This is a genomic window from Streptomyces chattanoogensis, assembly GCF_001294335.1.
Classification (GTDB): domain Bacteria; phylum Actinomycetota; class Actinomycetes; order Streptomycetales; family Streptomycetaceae; genus Streptomyces; species Streptomyces chattanoogensis.
In genome coordinates, this window is sequence record NZ_LGKG01000167.1 from 21,931 (window position 1) to 42,722 (window position 20,792).

Here is a 20,792-nt window from a genome sequence, read left to right on the forward strand (position 1 = left end):
ACCCAAGAGGCCCCCGGGCGCGAACGAGATGCCGCGCCCGGTGGGCCTAACGGGCGAGGGGGTGGTGAGGTAGCGGGCTCCGCTTCCGGCGTGCGCTCCGGCGCACTTCACCCCGGCCGTCAGGCGTTGGCCGGGCCGCCGATCCCCAGGCCCGCCATCCGGGACCACTCGTAGCGGCCGGTGCGGACCTTGGCGGCGAGCTCGCCGTCGAAGTCGTCCTGGAGGGTCAGGCCGGCCAGGGCGGCGGCGTCCTTGGCCGTCTCGTAGGAGTCCGCGACGAGGTTGCCCCACTCGCCGTTGGCGCCGACCAGGGCGATCCGGGTGCGGCCGCGGCCGATGTGCGCGAGCTGGCCCTCGGCGCTGCCGCCGTGTGTGTCGGCGAAGGCACGGATCTGCCGGGCGAGCCGGGCCGTGCGCCGGTCCGCCTTGCCGCCCGGCGTGCCCTCGGCCGCCGTCGCCACCTGCTCGTCCGCCTGCTGGGTGTCTGCCATGGACAGCATGCTACCCGCCGGTAATCAGCTGAGGAAGAGGCGGCGGGACGTGACGGTCAGCGCAGGAACGGGTCCACCGCGACGGCCACGAACAGCAGCGACACATAGGTGATGGACCAGTGGAACAGCCGCATCTCCTTGAGCTTGGGGCCCGTGATCCCGGCCTTGGCGCGGGCCTGCAGGCCGTGCGCCTCCTTGAGCCAGAAAGCGCCGGTGAGCACGGCGACCGCGGTGTAGAACCAGCCGGTGTAGCCCAGCGGCTGCAGCAGCAGCGAGACGCCGACCATCACCCAGCTGTAGGCGACGATCTGGCGGGCCACCGCCTTGTTGCCGGCGATGACCGGCAGCATCGGCACGCCGACCCGCTCGTAGTCGTCCTTCACCTTCATCGAAAGCGGCCAGTAATGCGGCGGCGTCCAGAAGAAAATGACGAGGAACAGGATCAGCGCGGCCCAGGACACGGAATTCGTCACCGAGGACCAGCCGATGAAGACCGGCATACAGCCCGCGATTCCGCCCCAGACAATGTTCTGCGCGGTGCGCCGCTTGAGGATCATCGTGTAGACGACGACATAGAAAAGCAGCGCCCCGAGCGAGAGCATCGCCGACAGCGGATTGACCAGGAACCAGAACCAGGCGGTGGAGCCGACCGCGAGGACGGTCGCGAAGACCAGGCATTCGCGCGGCGAGACCATGCCGGTGACCAGCGGACGCTGCGACGTGCGGTCCATCAGGGCGTCGATGTCGCGGTCGATGTACATGTTGTAGGCGCCTGCGCCGCCGGCCGAGAGATAGCCGCCGATGCAGGTGGCCAGGACCAGCCACAGATCGGGTACGCCCTTGGCCGCCAGGAACATCACCGGCACCGTGGTCATCAGCAGCAATTCGATGACCCGCGGCTTGGTCAGCGCGATGAATGCCTTGACGCGAGCCCCGAACGGCCGCTTTCCGGAACTCCCCGGGACCTGAGCAAGCGCCCCCGCAGGACGGGATTCGACGGCCGTCACGCACACCCCTGGATAACGTCAGCGGCCAGCGCCGCGGAGATAAGGCCCGCAAGCTGGACCGGCCGGGAAGAGGCGGTGAAGCTTGCGCGTACCACGCCACTTTAGACGTTGGCGAGAGAGCGATCTTCGCGGGGGTGGGGTCGTGTTGGGCGCCGCACCGCGCCACCGGGACGGCGGCTTTCCGGCGCGGCCGCCCGGTGTTCGGGAGGCGAACGCGACGCCCGCCCGGCAGTCTGGTCGTACGGCCCGCGCATCCGGGCCGCGCCCGGACCGGGAACACCCGATTTCCGCATTCGGCCGCGCAAACCGATCGGCCCTGTGAACCCGCCCGCCGAGTGAGCGCCGGGCACCCCGACTGAGCGTCGACTGAGCGTCTGAAACACCGACTGAGCGTCGAAAAGGCGCACGCACCGGCGGGGGTAGGCTCGGCACCGCCGGCGGACGCACGTTCCCGGTGACCGAGATGTGGAGAGGAGCCCTGACTCAGGGTGAGCACCAAGCCGACCACCACAGATTTCGAGTGGACCGATCTGGACCAGCGGGCCGTGGACACGGTTCGCGTCCTGGCCATGGATTCCGTGCAGAAGGTCGGAAACGGCCATCCGGGTACGGCCATGAGCCTGGCTCCCGCCGCGTACGTTCTCTTCCAGAAGCTGATGCGGCACGACCCGGCGGACGCGGACTGGACCGGCCGTGACCGGTTCGTCCTCTCCGCGGGCCACTCCAGCCTGACCCTCTACATCCAGCTCTACCTGGCCGGCTACGGCCTGGAGCTGGACGATCTGAAGGCGTTCCGTACCTGGGGCTCCAAGACCCCCGGTCACCCGGAGTACGGCCACACCACCGGCGTGGAGACCACCACCGGCCCGCTGGGCCAGGGTGTCGCCAACGCCGTGGGCATGGCGATGGCCGCCCGCTACGAGCGCGGCCTGTTCGACCCCGAGGCGGCGCCGGGCACCTCGCCGTTCGACCACACCATCTGGTGCATCGCCGGTGACGGCTGCCTCCAGGAGGGCATCTCCGCCGAGGCGTCCTCGCTCGCGGGCCACCAGAAGCTCGGCAACCTCGTGCTGCTGTGGGACGACAACCACATCTCCATCGAGGGCGACACCGAGACCGCGGTCTCGGAGGACACCCTCAAGCGCTACGAGGCCTACGGCTGGCACGTCCAGCGCGTCGAGCAGCTGCCCAACGGCGACCTGGACCCGGCCGGTCTGGCCCGGGCCCTCGAGGCCGCCCAGGCCGAGACGGAGCGCCCGTCGTTCATCGCGGCCCGCTCGATCATCGCCTGGCCGGCCCCGAACGCCCAGAACACCGAGGCCGCGCACGGCTCGGCGCTGGGCGCCGAGGAGGTCGCCGCCACCAAGCGGGTGATGGGCTTCGACCCCGAGCAGGACTTCGAGGTCTCCGACGAGGTCCTGGCGCACACCCGCGCCGCCCTGGACCGCGGCCGGGACGCCAAGAAGGAGTGGGAGAAGTCGTTCGCCGCCTGGCGCACGGCCAACCCGGAGCGTGCCGCCGAGTTCGACCGGATCGCCGCGACCGAGCTCCCCGAGGGCTGGGAGTCCCACCTCCCGGCGTTCGAGCCCGGCCATGCGGTCGCCACCCGCGCCGCGTCCGGCAAGGTGCTGCAGGCGCTCGGCGCGGTCATCCCCGAGCTGTGGGGCGGCTCCGCGGACCTCGCCGGTTCCAACAACACCACCATCGACAAGACGTCGTCGTTCCTGCCGAAGGGCAACCCGCTGCCGGAGGCCGACCCCTACGGCCGCACGATCCACTACGGCATCCGCGAGCACTCCATGGCCGCGGAGATGAACGGCATCGCGCTGCACGGCAACACCCGCATCTACGGCGGCACCTTCCTGGTGTTCTCCGACTACATGCGCAACGCCGTCCGGCTGTCCGCGCTGATGCACCTGCCGGTGACGTACGTGTGGACGCACGACTCCATCGGCCTGGGCGAGGACGGCCCGACCCACCAGCCGGTCGAGCACCTGGCCTCGCTGCGCGCCATCCCGGGCCTGAACATCGTGCGCCCGGCCGACGCCAACGAGACCGCGATCGCCTGGCGCGAGATCCTCAGGCGCTACACGAAGAAGTTCGGCGTGGGCGCCCCGCACGGCCTTGCGCTGACCCGTCAGGGCGTGCCGACGTACCCGGCCAACGAGGACGCGGCCAAGGGCGGCTACGTGCTCTTCGAGGCCGACGGTGGCGAGCCGCAGGTCGTCCTGATCGGCACCGGCTCCGAGGTGCAGCTCGCCGTCGCGGCGCGCGAGCAGCTGCAGGCCGCGGGCATCGCGACGCGGGTCGTGTCGATGCCGTCGGTCGAGTGGTTCGAGGAGCAGGACCAGGCATACCGCGACAGCGTGCTGCCGCCGTCCGTCAAGGCCCGTGTCGCCGTCGAAGCCGGCATCGGCCTGACCTGGCACCGCTACGTCGGTGACGCCGGGCGCATCGTGTCGCTGGAGCACTTCGGTGCCTCGGCCGACGGCAAGGTCCTCTTCCGCGAGTTCGGCTTCACCGCCGACGCGGTGGCGGCCGCCGCCCGGGAATCTCTCGACGCCGCAGCGCGCTGACGCCCGTATACAACAAGTAGGAGATGCTGAACCCATGACAGACGCACTCAAGCGCCTCTCCGACGAAGGCGTCGCGATCTGGCTGGACGACCTGTCGCGCCAGCGCATCACGTCCGGCAATCTCGCCGAGCTGATCGACCAGCAGCACGTCGTCGGCGTCACGACCAACCCGTCGATCTTCCAGAAGGCGATCTCGGACGGCCACGGCTACGACCAGCAGGTCGCCGACCTGGCGGCCCGCAAGGTCACCGTCGAGGAAGCCATCCGCATGATCACGACGGCGGACGTCCGCGACGCCGCCGACATCCTGCGGCCGGTCTTCGACGCCACCGGCGGCCAGGACGGCCGGGTCTCCATCGAGGTCGACCCGCGCCTGGCCCACAACACCGCGGCGACCATCGCCGAGGCCAAGCAGCTGGCGTGGCTGGTGGACCGCCCGAACACGCTGATCAAGATCCCGGCCACCAAGGCGGGTCTGCCGGCCATCACCGAGGTGATCGGCCTGGGCATCAGCGTCAACGTCACGCTGATCTTCTCGCTGGAGCGCTACCGCGAGGTCATGGACGCCTACCTGGCGGGCCTGGAGAAGGCGAAGGCCGCCGGCCTGGACCTGTCCCTGATCCGTTCGGTCGCCTCGTTCTTCGTGTCCCGGGTGGACACCGAGATCGACAAGCGCCTGGAGGTCATCGGCACCGACGGGGCCAAGGCGCTCAAGGGCAAGGCCGCGCTGGCCAACGCCCGTCTGGCGTTCGAGGCGTACGAGGAGGTGTTCGGCTCTGCCGACAACTCGACGCAGTCCTCGGACCGCTGGGCCGCGCTCGACAAGGCCGGCGCCAACAAGCAGCGTCCGCTGTGGGCCTCGACCGGCGTCAAGGACCCGGCCTTCAAGGACACGCTGTACGTCGACGAGCTGGTAGCCCCGGGAACCGTCAACACCATGCCGGAGGCCACCCTGGTGGCCACCGCCGCCCGCGGACAGATCACGGGCGACACGGTGCGCGGCACGTACGAGGCGGCCCGTGCCGACCTCGACGCGGTCGCCGCGCTGGGGATCTCGTACGACGAGGTCGTCCAGCTCCTGGAGGACGAGGGCGTCGACAAGTTCGAGACGGCCTGGAACGACCTCCTCAAGTCCACGGAGGCGGAACTCAAGCGCCTCGCTCCCTCGGAGGGCTGATCTCAGTTGTCCAGCAGCAATCCGCTGCGTGACGCACTGGACCGACGGCTCCCGCGTATCGCGGGGCCGTCGGGCCTGGTCATTTTCGGCGTCACGGGCGATTTGTCCCGCAAAAAGCTGATGCCTGCGGTGTACGACCTGGCCAACCGGGGTCTGCTGCCGCCGGGCTTCTCGCTCGTCGGGTTCGCCCGCCGCGAGTGGGAGCACGAGGACTTCGCGCAGGAGGTGTACGAGGCGGTCAAGGAGCACGCCCGTACGCCGTTCCGCGAGGAGGTCTGGCAGCAGCTGGTCCAGGGCTGCCGCTTCGTCCAGGGCAACTTCGACGACGACGAGGCCTTCGAGACGCTCAAGACGACGATAGAAGAGCTGGACAAGGCCCAGGGGACCGGCGGCAACTTCGCCTTCTACCTCTCCGTACCGCCGAAGTTCTTCCCCAAGGTCGTCCAGCAGCTCAAGAAGCACGGCCTGGCCGAGCAGAAGGCGGACTCCTGGCGCCGCGCGGTCATCGAGAAGCCCTTCGGGCACAACCTCGAGAGCGCCCAGGAGCTCAACAAGGTCGTCCACGAGGTCTTCCCGACCAACGAGGTCTTCCGGATCGACCACTACCTGGGCAAGGAGACGGTCCAGAACATCCTGGCGCTGCGCTTCGCCAACACGATGTTCGAGCCGCTGTGGAACCGCAGCTATGTCGACCACGTCCAGATCACGATGGCCGAGGACATCGGCATCGGCGGCCGGGCCGGCTACTACGACGGAATCGGCGCGGCCCGTGACGTCATCCAGAACCACCTCCTCCAGCTGCTCGCGCTGACCGCGATGGAGGAGCCCGCCTCCTTCGACGCCGATGCGCTGGTCGCGGAGAAGACCAAGGTGCTGGGCGCGGTCCGGCTGCCCAAGGACCTCGGCAAGGAGACCGTCCGCGCGCAGTACGCGGAGGGCTGGCAGGGCGGCGAGAAGGCCGTCGGCTACCTCCAGGAAGACGGCATCGACCCCAAGTCGAAGACCGACACCTACGCCGCGATCAAGCTGTCGATCGACAACCGCCGCTGGGCGGGCGTCCCGTTCTATCTGCGCACCGGCAAGCGCCTCGGCCGCCGGGTCACCGAGATCGCGGTGGTCTTCAAGCGCGCCCCGCACTCCCCCTTCGACCACACGGCGACCGAGGAGCTGGGCCAGAACGCCCTGGTCATCCGGGTACAGCCGGACGAGGGCGTGACCGTGCGGTTCGGCTCCAAGGTGCCCGGCACCTCGATGGAGGTCCGGGACGTCTCGATGGACTTCGCCTACGGCGAGTCCTTCACGGAGTCGAGCCCGGAGGCGTACGAGCGCCTGATCCTGGACGTCCTGCTGGGTGACGCCAACCTCTTCCCGCGGCTGGAGGAGGTGGAGCAGTCCTGGCGGATCCTCGACCCCATCGAGGAGTACTGGGACCGGCACGGCAAGCCCGCGCAGTACCCGGCGGGCACCTGGGGCCCGGCCGAGGCGGACGAAATGCTCGCACGAGACGGACGGAGCTGGCGTCGGCCATGAAGATAGATCTGACGGAAACCACGGCCAGCAAGATCAACAAGGCGCTGGTGGAGGGCCGCCGCGCCGTCGGCACCCCGGCCATCGGCATGGTGCTCACCCTCGTCATCGTCACCGACGAGGAGAACGCCTACGACGCGTTGAGGGCCGCCAACGACGCCTCCCGCGAGCACCCCTCGCGCACCCTGGTCGTCATCAAGCGGGTCAGCCGGTCGCCGCGCGACCGCGCCAAGGCCCGCCTGGACGCCGAGGTCCGGGTCGGCACGGACGCGGGCACCGGCGAGACGGTCGTGCTGCGGCTGTACGGCGAGGCGATAGACCACGCCCAGTCCGTGGTGCTGCCGCTGCTGCTGCCGGATGCCCCGGTGGTGGTCTGGTGGGCGGTCAACGCCCCGCTGGACCCGGCCAACGACCCGCTGGGCGCGCTGGCGCAGCGCCGGGTCACCGACGCCTACGCCGCCGAGCAGCCCGTCGAGGAGCTGTCCGGACGCGCCCAGACCTACACCCCCGGCGACACCGACCTGTCCTGGACCCGCATCACCCCGTGGCGCTCGATGCTCGCGGCGGCGCTGGACCAGGCGCCGTGCACGGTCACCTCGGCCGAGGTCGAGGGCGAGGAGTTCAACCCCAGCTGTGAGCTGCTCGCCATGTGGCTCGCCGGCCGGCTGAACGTCCCGGTCACCCGCAAGGTGTCGCCCGGCCCGGGTCTGACGGCCGTCCGCATGGAGTCCAGCGGCGGCACGATCGTGCTGGACCGCCCGGACGGCTCGCTGGCCACGCTCTCCATGCGCGGCCAGCCGGACCGTGCGGTGGCGCTCAAGCGGCGGGAGACCTCCGAGCTGCTCGCCGAGGAGCTGCGCCGGCTCGACCCGGACGACATCTACGCCGCCGCGCTCAAGTACGGCGTGGACCGGCTCGCGGACACGGACGCGCAGCCCGCGCCGCAGGCCCCGGCGGCCGGGGAAGACGCCGCCGCCAAGCCGGCCGCGAAGAAGGCGCCCGGCAAGAAGGCGGCCGCCAAGTGAGCGCTCCGCAGGTCGTCGTCCACCGCGACAAGGAGCTGATGGCGAAGGCCGCGGCGGCCCGGCTGATCACCAAGATCGTGGACGCCCAGGCCGCCCGCGGCTCCGCCTCGGTGGTCCTGACCGGCGGCCGCAACGGCAACGGCCTGCTCGCCGCGCTCGCCGAGGCGCCCGCCCGGGACGCGGTGGACTGGCACCGCCTCGACCTGTGGTGGGGGGACGAGCGCTTCCTGCCGGAGGGCGACCCGGAGCGCAACCACACCCAGGCGCGCGAGGCGCTGCTGGACAGCGTCCCGCTGGATCCGGCGCGGGTGCACCCGATGGAGCCGGCCGGCGGCCGCTTCGGCAACGACGCGGACGCGGCGGCCGAGGAGTACGCCCTCGAGCTCGCCGCCGCGGCCGGGCCCGAGGACCATGCCGCGGTCCCGTCCTTCGACGTCCTCCTCCTGGGCGTCGGCCCGGACACCCACGTCGCCTCGCTCTTCCCCGAGCTGCCCGGCGTGTACGAGCAGGAGCGGACGGTGGTCGGTGTGCACGGCGCGCCCAAGCCGCCGCCCACCCGTGTCTCGCTGACCCTGCCCGCGATCCGCGCGGCCCGGGAGGTCTGGCTGCTGGCGGCCGGCGAGGACAAGGCCAATGCCGTGGCCATGGCCCTCTCCGGTGCCGGTGAGGTCCAGGCCCCGGCGGCGGGCGCCCGGGGCCGCAGCCGCACGCTGTGGCTGCTGGACGAGGCGGCGGCGGCCCAGCTGCCGCGCGATCTGTATCCGCCGGCCTCGGCCTGAGCGCACGCACACGACGAAAGCCCCATGCCCTTCAGGGTGTGGGGCTTTCGTCGTCTTGACCGCAACCATCAATGGAGCAACCCCCACGGCGCGCGACCACCTCCGCGAGAGCGGCGCCGGTCAGGTGCAAAGGGGGTGGTCCCGCAGCCGGATCCCGAGGTGGCGGCGCAGCCGGTGCAGCTCGAACAGGGCGATACAGGTGACCAGCACCGGCGCCCCCAGGATGAAGACCGCCCCCAGCGTCAGCCCGAGGCCGTGCAGATCACCGGTCACCAGGTCCGGCACGGCCATCAGCCAGGTGGTGACGGACGCCAGGACCGGCGGCAGTGCGCGGTGGACGACCCCGGTGCCGAAGAAGTTGCCGTTGATCCGGATCCCCGCGGCGCCGAGGAACCACATCAGCCAGAGCGCCAACGGGGTGGTCGGCAGGGAGTAGGCCACGCCTCTCAGGAGAAGCAGCATCAGCACCGCCGCCCCGACGAAGGCCAGCAGCAGCCGCAGCGGGCCGGACAACCGTGACCGCAGCGGGCGCAGCGGCCCGCGACGGCGCCAGACCAGCAGCATCACCCCGACCGTCAGCGGGGCGACGACCAGAAGCACCAGAGAGGCGACCACCAGGTTCTCCGCGGCCTCCTCGAGGCTGAAGTCCCGTGCCACGAAGGTATAGACGCCGAACGCCACCACCATCCCGGCCAGGACCCGGACGCGTTTGAGCCGCTCCACCAGCGGGTCGTCCGTCTCCGGTATCCAGCCGGGCTGGAAGACCCGCCGGGCCGCACGGTGCGGCCACAGCAGACTCGGCCCGGACCGTGTTCCGCCGCCGCGCCGTACCCGGTCCATGGCCGTCTCCCCCGAACGCGTCACCTGTCCGTGATCGTCCGGGGGATCCTGTGCGACGGCCGGTCAGCGGCCGCGCAGCTCCCGGTACTTGGCGACCAGCCCGGCCGTCGAGGCGTCCAGCCCCGGCACGTCCGCGCCCTCCGTCAGCGCCGGCTCCACCCGCTTGGCGAGCACCTTGCCCAGCTCCACGCCCCACTGGTCGAAGGAGTCGATGTTCCAGACGGCGCCCTGGACGAACACCTTGTGCTCGTACAGCGCGATCAACTGGCCCAGCACGGACGGGCTGAGCTCCTTGGCCAGGATCGTGGTGGTGGGGTGGTTGCCCTGGAAGGTCTTGTGCGGCACCAGCTCCTCGGCCACGCCCTCGGCGCGCACCTCCTCCGGCGTCTTGCCGAACGCCAGGGCCTGGCCCTGCGCGAAGAGGTTGGCCATCAGCAGGTCGTGCTGGGCGACCAGGCCCGGCTGCAGATCGGCGACCGGCTCGGCGAAGCCGATGAAGTCGGCCGGGATCATCTTGGTGCCCTGGTGGAGCAGCTGGTAGTAGGCGTGCTGGCCGTTCGTACCGGGCGTGCCCCACACGACCGGGCCGGTCTCCCAGTTGACCGGATTGCCGTCGCGGTCCACGGACTTGCCGTTGGACTCCATGTCCAGCTGCTGCAGGTAGGCGGTGAACCGGGAGAGGTAGTGGCTGTACGGCAGCACGGCATGCGACTGGGCGCCGAAGAAGTTGCCGTACCAGATGCCCAGCAGGCCCATCAGCAGCGGGGCGTTCGCCTGCGGCGGGGCCGTGCGGAAGTGCTCGTCGACGAGGTGGAAGCCGGCCAGCATCTCGCGGAAGTGCTCCGGGCCGATCGCGATCATCAGCGAGAGGCCGATCGCGGAGTCGAAGGAGTAGCGGCCGCCGACCCAGTCCCAGAACTCGAACATGTTGTCCGTGTTGATGCCGAACTCCGCCACCTTCCCGGCGTTGGTCGACAGCGCCACGAAGTGCTTGGCGACCGCGTCCTGACCGGCATCCAGCCCGGTCAGCAGCCAGTCGCGGGCCGAGACGGCGTTGGTGACGGTCTCGATGGTGGTGAAGGTCTTGGACGCGATGACGAACAGCGTCTCGGCCGGGTCCAGGTCCCGTACCGCCTCGTGCAGATCGGCGCCGTCCACGTTGGACACGAAGCGGAACTGCATGTCCCGGTGGGTGTAGGCGCGCAGCGCCTCGTACGCCATCGCGGGGCCCAGGTCCGAGCCGCCGATACCGATGTTGACGACGGTCTTGATACGGCGGCCGGTGTGGCCCTTCCAGCCGCCGGAGCGGACCCGGTCGGCGAAGGTGCCCATCTTCGTCAGGACGGACTGGACCCTGGGGACGACGTTCTCGCCGTCGCTCTTGATGACCGCCGAGCCGGGCGCGCGCAGCGCGGTGTGCAGCACGGAGCGCCGCTCGGTGATGTTGATCTTCTCGCCGCGGAACATCGCCTCCCGCAGCCCGGCGACGCCGGTGGCCTCGGCCAGTTCGCCCAGCAGCCGCAGCGTCTCGTCGGTGACCAGGTGCTTGGAGTAGTCCAGGTGCAGATCGCCGACCTGGAGGGTGTAGCGCCCGGCACGGTCCGGGTCGCGGTCGAACAGCTCGCGCAGGTGCACCTCCCCCAGCTGCTCCCGGTGCTTGCTCAACGCGGTCCACTCAGGCATCTGGTCGAGCCTGCGGCGGCTTTCTGCGTTCATCTCGGACATCAGCCTTCTTCGTCTCGTACCGGCACCCCGCCGGCACCCAACCTAATTGATCAGGGCGGGGTATGAGGTATCTGTCCGCTGAGGGACGAAGGGCTGTCGGGGGTGTGGCGTACGGGTGCCGGGCGCGCGTGCGAACGGCCCGGCCGGAGGGCGGATGGCCCTCCGGCCGGGCCGGGCGGTGCGTCTGTGCTGCTCAGATCTCGCCGCGGAGCTTGGCCAGCGCCTCGGCGAGAATCGCCTCACCGTCGGCGTCGCTGCGCCGCTCGCGCACGTAGGCGAGGTGGGTCTTGTACGGCTCGGTGCGCGGCGGGTCCGGCGGGCTGTCCCGGTCCTTGCCTGCCGGGAAACCACAGCGCGGGCAGTCCCAGGTGTCCGGGACCTGTGCGTCGCCGGCGAAGCTGGGCTGCGTCTCGTGCCCGTTGGAGCACCAGAAGGAGATGCGGATGCGCGGCGCGGACTCGCCGCGCTCGGCCTCCCCCATCGGCCCCGCCCCGACCCGACTTCCTCGGATCGCGTTGCCACTTGCCACGGTCGTAACTCCCTGCTCAATCGCTGCAAAGCTTTTCTCGCTGCAGCTGCGCTGCGGGCGCTCCAGTCTATGTAGGGCCCAACGCGCGTCCAGTGACAGGAGTTACACCCCGCCCAAGGACGCCGCCCTCAATGATAGGCCGCGCCTCCGACGGTATGTCAGTTGCCGAGCTTCATCAGAATGCCGAGGACCACGATGCACGCGAACCACAGCAGACCGACCACGATGGTGATGCGGTCGAGGTTCCGCTCGGCGACCGAGGAGCCGCCGACCGAGGACTGCATACCGCCACCGAACATGTCGGACAGGCCGCCGCCCTTTCCCTTGTGCATGAGCACCAGCATCATCAGCAGCACGCTGAAGACGATGAGGGCGATCGAGAACCCGATGACCACGGCTGGACCAACTCTCTGGGACTGGTTGAAATGGTGCGGGGCCGGGCGGCGCACTGCACGCCGGACCCGGCCCCGACAGGGTACGACGGGCCGGGCCCGTCGTCATAGCTGCTACTGGTCGCGGAAGCGGACGATCTTCACGAATTCGTCCGCGTCCAGCGCCGCGCCGCCGATCAGCGCGCCGTCGACGTCCGGCTGCGCCATGATCGCCGCGACATTGCCGGACTTGACCGAGCCGCCGTACTGGATGCGGACCTTGTCGGCCAGCTCCTGGCTGTAGAGCTCGGCGAGGCGGCCGCGGATCGCACCGCAGACCTCCTGCGCGTCCTCCGGCGTGGCGACCTCGCCGGTGCCGATGGCCCACACCGGCTCGTAGGCGATCACAATGGTCTCGGCCTGCTCGGCCGGGACGTCCTTGAGGCCGCCGTCGACCTGGGCGAGGGTGTGTGCGACCTGGTTGCCCGCCTTGCGGACGTCCAGGCCCTCACCGACGCACAGAATCGGGGTGAGGCCGTGCTGGAAGGCAGCCTTGACCTTGGCGTTGCAGATCTCTTCGTTCTCGCCGTGGTACTGGCGGCGCTCGCTGTGGCCGACGGCCACGTACGTGCACTTCAGCTTGGCGAGCATCGCGCCGGAGATCTCACCGGTGTAGGCACCGGAACCGTGCGCGGAGAGGTCCTGCGCACCGTACTTGATCTTGAGCTTGTCGCCGTCGACCAGGGTCTGCACCGACCGCAGATCGGTGAAGGGCGGCAGGACGGCGACCTCTACGGCGTCGAAGTCCTTGTCATTGAGCGCGAAGGCGAGCTTCTGGACGTGGGCGATGGCCTCGAGGTGGTTGAGGTTCATCTTCCAGTTGCCCGCCATCAGCGGGGTACGGCCCTTGGCAATATCAGTCATACGGGGTCAGTCCTCCAGTGCGGCGAGGCCGGGGAGCGTCTTGCCCTCGAGGTATTCGAGGCTGGCGCCGCCGCCGGTCGAGATGTGGCCGAAAGCATTCTCGTCGAAGCCCAGCAGGCGCACCGCGGCGGCCGAGTCACCGCCTCCGACGACGGTGAAGGCCTTCGAGTTCAGCAGCCCCTGCGCGACGGCCTTGGTGCCGCCCGCGTAGTCGGGGTGCTCGAAGACGCCCATCGGGCCGTTCCAGAAGACGGTGCCCGCGTCGGCGAGCATCTCGGCGTACAGCTCGCGGGTCTTCGGGCCGATGTCCAGGCCCTCCTGGTCGGCGGGGATGGCGTCCGCGGCGACGGTCGTGGGGTTGGCCGGGGTCTTGCCCTTCAGGTCCGGGAACTCGGGCGACACCAGGACGTCGACGGGGAGCACGAACTCCACACCGCGCTTCTCGGCGCGCGCCAGGTACTCCAGGCAGGCCGGGACCTGGTCCTCCTGGAGCAGCGAGATACCCACCTCGTGGCCCTTGGCCTTGAGGAAGGTGTACGCCATGCCGCCGCCGACGAGGATGCGGTCGGCCTTCTCCAGCAGCTGGTCGATGACGGCGAGCTTGTCGGAGACCTTGGCGCCGCCGAGCACGACGACGTAGGGGCGCCTGACGTCCTCGGTGAGCTTCTTCAGCACGCCGACCTCGGTGGCGATCAGATCGCCGGCGGCGTGCGGAAGGCGCTTGGGCAGGTCGTAGACGGAGGCGTGCTGACGGTGCACGGCGCCGAAGCCGTCGCCCACGTACAGATCCGCCAGCGCGGCGAGCTGGTCGGCGAAGGCGCCGCGCTCGGCGTCGTCCTTGCTGGTCTCGCCCGCGTTGAAGCGGAGGTTCTCCAGCACGGCCACCTGGCCGTCGGCCAGGCCCGCGGCCACGGCCTGGGCGGACTCGCCGACGGTGTCGGTGGCGAACGCCACGTCCTTGCCCAGGAGTTCACCCAGCCGCGTCGCCGCGGGGGCCAGCGAGAACGCCGGGTCCGGCGCACCCTTGGGACGGCCCAGGTGGGAGGCGACGATCACCTTGGCGCCCAGCTCGGCGAGCTTGGCGATCGTCGGGGCGACGGCGCGGATCCGGCCGTCGTCGGTGATTTCGGTGCCGTCCAGCGGCACATTCAGGTCGGCGCGGACAAAGACCCGCTTGCCCGCGACGCCTTCGGTGGCGAGGTCGTCGATCGTCTTCATGGTGGCTCCGTGACTCTGTTCGGAAAGTCAGTCATAGCACGGGGCCCGTACGACGCTTCATCGCGTCGTACGAGCCCCGTCCTCACATCTGCGGTGACTTAACGGTCACACCGGTCAGAGCTGGCCGCCGACGAAGACGGTCAGGTCGACCAGACGGTTGGAGTAGCCCCACTCGTTGTCGTACCAGCCGACGACCTTGACCTGCTTGCCCTGCGCCATCGTCAGCTTCGAGTCGAAGGTGCAGGAGGCCGGGAAGTTCACGATGTCCGAGGAGACGATCGGGTCCTCGGTGTACTCGAGGATGCCCTGGAGCTGGCCCTCGGCGGCCTTCTGGAAGGCGGTGTTGATCTCGTCCTTGGTGACCTCGCGGTCCAGCTCGAGGACCAGGTCGGTGACCGAGCCGGTGGGGACGGGCACGCGCATGGCGATGCCGTCCAGCTTGCCCTTGAGCTGCGGGAGGACCAGGGCGGTGGCCTTCGCGGCACCCGTCGAGGTCGGGATGATGTTCTCCGCGGCGGCGCGGGCGCGGCGCAGGTCGCTGTGCGGGAAGTCCAGGATGCGCTGGTCGTTGGTGTACGCGTGGACCGTCGTCATCAGACCCTTGACGATGCCGAAGTTCTCGTCGAGGACCTTCGCCATCGGCGCCACACAGTTGGTGGTGCAGGAGGCGTTGGAGATGACGTGGTGGTTCGCCGCGTCGTACTTGTCCTGGTTGACACCCATGACGATGGTGATGTCCTCGTCCTTGGCCGGAGCCGAGATGAGGACCTTCTTCGCGCCGCCGGCGAGGTGCTTGGCGGCGTCGTCGCGCTTGGTGAAGATGCCGGTCGACTCGATGACGATGTCGACGCCCAGCTCGCCCCAGGGGATGTCGGCGGGGTTGCGCTCCGAGAGCACCTTGATGGTGCGCTCGCCGACGGTGATGGTGTCCTCGGTGTGCGACACCGTCTCCTTGAGGCGGCCCAGGATGGTGTCGTACTTCAGCAGGTGCGCGGTGGTCGCGGTGTCGCCCAGGTCGTTGACAGCCACGATCTCGATGTCCGCACCCTGCTCCAGCAGCGCGCGGAAGTAGTTACGACCGATGCGGCCAAAGCCGTTGATGCCTACGCGGATCGTCACGAACCGATCTCCTCGTTGGTACGGCGGTATGTGCACCGCCGAGCTGTATGGGATGTCCCCGACCGCCTCCGACCCTACCCCCTGAACGAGACGTACGTGACATTGACATCTGGCCCAACTCCGTACTCACAACTGAGAAGACCAGCAGCTCAGCTGAGCGATCTTGCCGCGCGCCCGCCCCGGAACACCCGCGCACGACAGAAGCCGGGCCCACCGCGTACGACGGTGCCGGCCCGGCCTCTGTCTTCCACTTGTCTTCGGTTCTCCTGCCGGCGACCCTGCCCGCCCGGCGACGGCCCGTCAGCCGACCATCCCCTCGGCCAGCTCCTCCGTCAGATTGGACTCCGTACCGGGAATCCCGAGGTCCTGCGCACGCTTGTCCGCCATCGCCAGCAGCCGCCGGATCCGCCCGGCCACCGCGTCCTTGGTCAGCGGCGGATCGGCGAGGGCACCCAGCTCCTCCAGCGAGGCCTGCTTGTGCTCCATGCGCAGCCGGCCCGCCGCGGCGAGATGCTCGGGAACCTCCTCACCGAGGATCTCCAGAGCACGCTGCACACGGGCACCTGCGGCCACCGCCGCACGCGCCGAGCGGCGGAGGTTGGCGTCGTCGAAGTTGGCGAGGCGGTTGGCGGTGGCGCGGACCTCGCGGCGCATCCGCCGCTCCTCCCAGGCGAGCACCGACTCATGGGCGCCCAGCCGCGTCAGCAGCGCGCCGATCGCATCACCGTCACGGACGACCACGCGGTCCACCCCGCGCACCTCCCGGGCCTTGGCGCCGATACCCAGCCGGCGGGCCGCGCCGACCAGCGCCAGCGCCGCCTCGGGGCCGGGGCAGGTGACCTCCAGCGAGGAGGAACGGCCGGGCTCGGTGAGCGAACCGTGCGCCAGGAACGCGCCGCGCCAGGCCGCCTCGGCGTCACACGTCGCGCCGGAGACCACCTGCGGTGGCAGCCCGCGGATGGGCCGGCCACGGCCGTCGACCAGGCCGGTCTGCCGCGCCAGCTGATCGCCGCCGGCCACCACCCGCACGACATAGCGGCTGCCGCGCCGCAGGCCGCCGGGGGCCATCACCACCAGGTCGGAGGAGTGCCCGAAGATCTCCAGGATGTCCTTGCGCAGCCGGCGGGCGGCGATGCCCGTGTCCAGCTCCGCCTCGATCACAATGCGGCCGCTGACCAGGTGCAGACCACCCGCGAACCGCAGGATCGACGAGACCTCCGACTTCCGGCAGCAGGTCCGGGTGACGGGGAGCCGGGAGATTTCATCCTTCACCGCAGCCGTCATCGCCATGGGCCGATCCTTCCATGCATCCGAAAAATACGGTCGTACGCGGCTGCCAGCAGCTCCGGGTCGTGCCGGTCGGGGGCCGGCCCGGCACCTGGCCGGGCATCGTCTCCTCGGGCGGCGACCGCAGCCAGCTCGACCTCGCTGCCCACCAGCTGCTTGGCGGCAACCGTCAGACCTTCGATGTCGGGCACGGCGGCCTTGTCGGCCAGCACCACGTCGAAGGCGAGTTTAGGGGCGTGTCGGGCCAAAACCTCCAAATGACGCTGCGGTGAGAAGCCATCGGTTTCGCCCGGCTGGGGAGCGAGGTTGAGCGAAAGGACCTTTCTGGCCTTGGTCTCCTCCAGGGCCTCGCGCAGCTCCGGCACCAGCAGATGCGGAATGACGGACGAGAACCACGAGCCGGGACCCAGCACCACCCAGTCGGCATCACGCACCGCGGCGACCGCCTCCGGAACCGCCGGCGGGTCCTCGGGCACCACATGAACGGCGAGCACCTCACCGGGGGTCAGCGCCACGGTGGCCTGGCCGCGCACCGTGGAGACCTCGTCCGGACGCCCCACGTCATGGCCCCTGACCTGGGCCTGGAGCTCCAGGGGCACCGCCGACATGGGCAGCACCCGGCCATGGGCACCCAGCAGCCTGCCGACCAGGTCGAGGGCCTGGACATGATCACCGAGCTGCTCCCACAGCGCGACGATCAGCAGATTGCCCACCGCATGGTCGTGCAGCTCACCCTCGGACTGGAAGCGGTGCTGGATCACCCGGGCCCAGGTCTGGCCCCAGTCGTCGTCACCGCACAGCGCGGCCAGCGCCTTGCGCAGATCACCGGGCGGCAGCACACCCAGCTCGTCACGGAGCCGGCCACTCGAGCCGCCGTCGTCGGCGACCGTGACCACGGCCGTCAGATCGCCGGTGATCCGGCGCAGCGCGGCCAGCGAGGCGGACAGGCCCATCCCGCCGCCGAGCGCCACCACCTTGGGGGTGGCGCCCCTCTTCTTCGAACGGCCGCCCGGGACGAAACTGCGGACCCGGCGCAGCCGCGGCGTACGGCCGGTCATTCGCGCCCCATGTCCCGGTGGACGACGACGGTTTCCACTCCTTCGGAGACCAGCCGGCGGGCCAGCTTCTCCGACATCGCCACGCTGCGGTGCTTGCCGCCCGTACAGCCGACGGCGATCGTCACATAACGCTTGCCCTCCCGGCGGTAGCCCTCGGCGACGATCCGCAGCAGCTCGGCGTAACCGTCCAGGAACTCCTTGGAGCCGGGCTGGCCGAAGACGTAGTCCGAGACCTCTTCGTTCAGACCGGTGAAGGGGCGCAGCTCCGGCACCCAGTGCGGGTTGGGGATGAAACGGCAGTCGATGACCATGTCGGCGTCGACCGGAAGGCCGTACTTGAAGCCGAAGGACATGACCGTCGCGCGCAGCTCCGGAACCTCCTCGCCGGCGAACTGGGCGTCCAGCTTGGCGCGCAGCTCATGGACGTTGAGGCTCGAGGTGTCGATGACCAGGTCGGCGTCGCCGCGCAGCTCGCGCAGCAGATCGCGCTCGGCGGCGATGCCGTCGACGATCCGGCCGTCGCCCTGGAGGGGGTGCGGGCGGCGCACCGACTCGAAACGCCGCACCAGGGCCTCGTCGGAGGACTCCAGGAAGACGATGCGGCGCTTGACGTTCTGCGCGTCGAGAGTGGCCAGGGATTCCTTGAGATTGGCGAAGAAACGGCGGCCGCGGACATCGACGACGACAGCGATCTTGGCGACATTGCCCTGGGAGCGGGCGCCCAGCTCGACCATCGGCGGAATCAGCTCCGGCGGGATGTTGTCGACGACGAACCAGCCGAGGTCCTCCAGGCACTTGGCGGCCGTGCTGCGGCCGGCCCCCGACATGCCGGAGATGATCACCAGCTCGGGGATCGCGGCGCTCTCGCCCTGGTCGGTCGTGCCCGTACTCACCTGTGCACCGTCTCTCTCGGTTTCCTGCGCTGCATGCTCTGTGCTCATCGGTCCTGCCCCCGTTCTGCTGACAACGCGGCCGAGGGGACCCCGTCATCCTCAATGATCTCTCCTGTGGCGGTGTTCACCGCAGGCGCGGACGGCGCCGCCGCCGCGAGCGCCGCCGCGACCGTCTCCGCCGTCTTGCGGCCGACGCCCGGAACCTCGCAGATCTCCTCCACCGTGGCGGACCGCAGCCTCTTCAGCGAACCGAAGTGCTTCAGCAGCGCCTGGCGGCGCGTCTCGCCCAGGCCCGCCACCGCGTCGAGCGGCGAGGCCTTCAGCCGCCTGGTGCGCTTGCTGCGCTGATAGGAGATCGCAAAACGGTGCGCCTCGTCACGGACGCGCTGCAGGAGATAAAGGCCCTCGCTGCTGCGCGGCAGCACGACCGGATCGTCCTCCTCGGGCAGCCAGACCTCCTCCAGCCGCTTGGCCAGCCCGCAGACCGCGACGTCATCGATACCCAGCTCGTCCAGGGCACGGCGGGCGGCCGCCACCTGGGGAGCGCCGCCGTCGACCACCACGAGCTGCGGCGGATAGGCGAACCTCTTGGGACGGCCGTCCTCGTCGGTGGGGCGCCCCGCCATCGCGTCCGGTGCCCCGTCCTCCTCCGCCGCGGCACCGGCGGGCGGCTCCTCCGTCCACTCCCCCGACTTCTGCTTCTCCTGCAGATAGCGCTTGAAGCGGCGGCCGATGACCTCGTGCATGGACCGGACATCGTCCTGGCCCTCGAAGGTCTTGATCTGGAAACGGCGGTATTCGCTCTTCCGGGCGAGACCGTCCTCGAAGACCACCATGGAGGCGACGACGTCCTCGCCCTGGAGATGCGAGATGTCGAAGCACTCGATGCGCAGCGGCACCGCATCCAGGCCGAGGGCCTGCGCGATCTCCTCCAGGGCGCGGGAGCGGGTCGTCAGGTCCGAGGCACGCTTGGTCTTGTGCAGGGCCAGGGCCTGCTGGGCGTTGCGCTGGACCGTGGCCATCAGGTCCTTCTTGTCGCCGCGCTGCGGGATACGCAGCGAGACCAGGGAGCCACGGCGCCCGGCGAGCCACTCCTGGACCGGCCCGACCGGGTCCGGCAGCGCCGGGACCAGGACCTCCTTGGGAACCGCATCGCCCCGCTCCTCGCCGTAGAGCTGCTGGAGGGCGTGCTCGACCAGACCGGCGGTGGTGACCGCCTCCACCTTGTCCGTCACCCAGCCGCGCTGACCGCGCACCCGGCCGCCGCGGACATGGAAAATCTGGACGGCGGCCTCGAGTTCGTCCTCGGCGACGGCGATCAGATCAGCGTCGGTGGCATCCGCGAGCACCACCGCGCTCTTCTCCATCGCCCGCCTCAGCGCGCCTATGTCGTCACGCAGCCGGGCCGCCTTCTCGTACTCCATCTCCTCGGCGGCATCCTGCATCTGCCGTTCCAGACGGCGGATGTACGCCCCCGTACGGCCCGCCATGAAATCGCAGAACTCCTCGGCCAGTTCACGGTGGTCGGCGGCGGAAATACGCTCGACGCAGGGGGCCGAGCACTTGCCGATATAGCCCAGCAGGCAGGGACGGCCGATCTGGGCGGAGCGCTTGAAGACACCCGCCGAGCAGGTGCGTACAGGAAACACGCGCAGCATCAGATCGACGGTCTCGCGAATGGCCCAGGCATGGCCGTACGGACCGAAATAGCGCACGCCCTTCTTCTTGGCGCCACGCATCACCTGAACCCGCGGGAACTCCTCGTCGAGCGTCACCGCCAGGTAGGGATAGCTCTTGTCGTCCCGGTACTTGACGTTGAACCGCGGGTCGAACTCCTTGATCCAGCTGTATTCCAGCTGAAGCGCCTCGACCTCCGTGGCGACGACCGTCCACTCCACGGAAGCGGCGGTGGTCACCATCGTGCGCGTACGAGGATGGAGCCCGGCCAGGTCCTGGAAGTAATTGGCCAGGCGCTGGCGCAGGCTCTTCGCCTTGCCTACGTAGATGACCCGGCCGTGATCGTCGCGGAACTTATAGACCCCCGGCGAGTCGGGGATCTGTCCCGGCTTGGGTCGGTAGCTGCTGGGGTCTGCCATGCCCACCACCCTACTGACCGCCACTGACAATCACGGGCGGCGGAGCACTCCACGGCGGACGGCCGCGCGAGCAGGGCGAGCATGCGAAGGCGCGCCCCCGCCCCCACCCCCCGTCACCCTGCCCTCCCCCCTTCGGGGGGAGGGCAGGGT

Annotated in this window: 18 protein-coding genes; 5 read left to right on the top strand and 13 right to left on the bottom strand. The window is 70.0% G+C overall.

The features are described from left to right. Window positions 1-119: 119 nt before the first annotated feature. The gene (locus ADL29_RS31605; RefSeq protein ID WP_053926977.1) at window positions 120-500 is read right to left on the bottom strand and encodes a hypothetical protein; all 381 of its coding nucleotides are present in this window, start codon (window positions 498-500) and stop codon (window positions 120-122) included. A gap of 47 nt (window positions 501-547) precedes the next feature. Beyond that, window positions 548-1,498 (bottom strand): heme o synthase, encoded by a 951-nt coding sequence (locus ADL29_RS31610; RefSeq protein ID WP_078971434.1) that lies wholly within the window; start codon window positions 1,496-1,498, stop codon window positions 548-550. Window positions 1,499-1,986: 488 nt separating this feature from the next. Here ADL29_RS31610 and tkt point away from each other — a divergent pair, with 488 nt between their 5' ends. The 5 genes from tkt to pgl are packed head-to-tail and all read left to right on the top strand — an operon-like array spanning window position 1,987 to window position 8,582. After that, entirely contained in the window at window positions 1,987-4,074 is a 2,088-nt protein-coding gene (gene tkt, locus ADL29_RS31615) for a transketolase (RefSeq protein ID WP_053926978.1), read from the top strand. 34 nt (window positions 4,075-4,108) lie between these two features. Next, window positions 4,109-5,251 carry a transaldolase gene (tal, locus tag ADL29_RS31620; protein WP_053926979.1) on the top strand — a complete coding sequence of 381 codons (1,143 nt, stop codon included), beginning with the start codon at window positions 4,109-4,111 and terminating at the stop codon, window positions 5,249-5,251. 6 nt (window positions 5,252-5,257) lie between these two features. Next, window positions 5,258-6,781, top strand: a complete 1,524-nt coding sequence (zwf, locus tag ADL29_RS31625; protein ID WP_046928616.1) for a glucose-6-phosphate dehydrogenase — start codon at window positions 5,258-5,260, stop codon at window positions 6,779-6,781. Further along, a complete protein-coding gene (gene opcA, locus ADL29_RS31630; RefSeq protein WP_053926980.1) occupies window positions 6,778-7,803 on the top strand; it encodes a glucose-6-phosphate dehydrogenase assembly protein OpcA in 1,026 nt (341 codons plus the stop codon). The genes zwf and opcA overlap by 4 nt, the downstream gene beginning before the upstream one ends. Continuing rightward, complete coding sequence (gene pgl, locus ADL29_RS31635) at window positions 7,800-8,582, top strand: 6-phosphogluconolactonase (protein ID WP_046928614.1); 783 nt, start codon at window positions 7,800-7,802, stop codon at window positions 8,580-8,582. The genes opcA and pgl overlap by 4 nt, the downstream gene beginning before the upstream one ends. Before the next feature lie 120 nt (window positions 8,583-8,702). On the opposite strand, the gene ADL29_RS43785 is transcribed toward pgl, so the two are convergent. The 11 genes from ADL29_RS43785 to uvrC form a co-directional block, all read right to left on the bottom strand. Beyond that, window positions 8,703-9,446: a hypothetical protein gene (locus ADL29_RS43785; RefSeq protein ID WP_157878621.1), complete on the bottom strand. Its 744-nt coding sequence runs from the start codon at window positions 9,444-9,446 to the stop codon at window positions 8,703-8,705. Window positions 9,447-9,485: 39 nt separating this feature from the next. Continuing rightward, window positions 9,486-11,138 (bottom strand): glucose-6-phosphate isomerase, encoded by a 1,653-nt coding sequence (gene pgi, locus ADL29_RS31645; protein ID WP_053926990.1) that lies wholly within the window; start codon window positions 11,136-11,138, stop codon window positions 9,486-9,488. 202 nt (window positions 11,139-11,340) lie between these two features. Beyond that, entirely contained in the window at window positions 11,341-11,676 is a 336-nt protein-coding gene (locus tag ADL29_RS31650) for an RNA polymerase-binding protein RbpA (RefSeq protein WP_016578660.1), read from the bottom strand. 158 nt (window positions 11,677-11,834) lie between these two features. Then, window positions 11,835-12,071 (bottom strand): preprotein translocase subunit SecG, encoded by a 237-nt coding sequence (gene secG, locus ADL29_RS31655; RefSeq protein ID WP_046928613.1) that lies wholly within the window; start codon window positions 12,069-12,071, stop codon window positions 11,835-11,837. A gap of 111 nt (window positions 12,072-12,182) precedes the next feature. Then, window positions 12,183-12,971, bottom strand: coding sequence for a triose-phosphate isomerase (gene tpiA / locus ADL29_RS31660; protein WP_053926982.1), 789 nt, complete (start codon window positions 12,969-12,971; stop codon window positions 12,183-12,185). 6 nt (window positions 12,972-12,977) lie between these two features. Further along, complete coding sequence (locus tag ADL29_RS31665) at window positions 12,978-14,189, bottom strand: phosphoglycerate kinase (protein WP_053926983.1); 1,212 nt, start codon at window positions 14,187-14,189, stop codon at window positions 12,978-12,980. Window positions 14,190-14,303: 114 nt separating this feature from the next. Beyond that, on the bottom strand, window positions 14,304-15,308 hold the full coding sequence (gap, locus tag ADL29_RS31670) for a type I glyceraldehyde-3-phosphate dehydrogenase (protein ID WP_046928610.1): 1,005 nt from the start codon (window positions 15,306-15,308) through the stop codon (window positions 14,304-14,306). A gap of 300 nt (window positions 15,309-15,608) precedes the next feature. Next, window positions 15,609-16,598, bottom strand: coding sequence for a DNA-binding protein WhiA (gene whiA / locus ADL29_RS31675; RefSeq protein ID WP_018091880.1), 990 nt, complete (start codon window positions 16,596-16,598; stop codon window positions 15,609-15,611). Beyond that, the gene (locus ADL29_RS31680) at window positions 16,589-17,653 is read right to left on the bottom strand and encodes a gluconeogenesis factor YvcK family protein (RefSeq protein WP_053926984.1); all 1,065 of its coding nucleotides are present in this window, start codon (window positions 17,651-17,653) and stop codon (window positions 16,589-16,591) included. Before ADL29_RS31680 ends, whiA begins: the two co-directional genes overlap by 10 nt. Continuing rightward, entirely contained in the window at window positions 17,650-18,594 is a 945-nt protein-coding gene (gene rapZ / locus ADL29_RS31685; RefSeq protein ID WP_078971436.1) for an RNase adapter RapZ, read from the bottom strand. Before rapZ ends, ADL29_RS31680 begins: the two co-directional genes overlap by 4 nt. Beyond that, window positions 18,591-20,642, bottom strand: a complete 2,052-nt coding sequence (uvrC, locus tag ADL29_RS31690) for an excinuclease ABC subunit UvrC (protein WP_053926986.1) — start codon at window positions 20,640-20,642, stop codon at window positions 18,591-18,593. The genes rapZ and uvrC overlap by 4 nt, the downstream gene beginning before the upstream one ends. Window positions 20,643-20,792 lie beyond the last annotated feature (150 nt).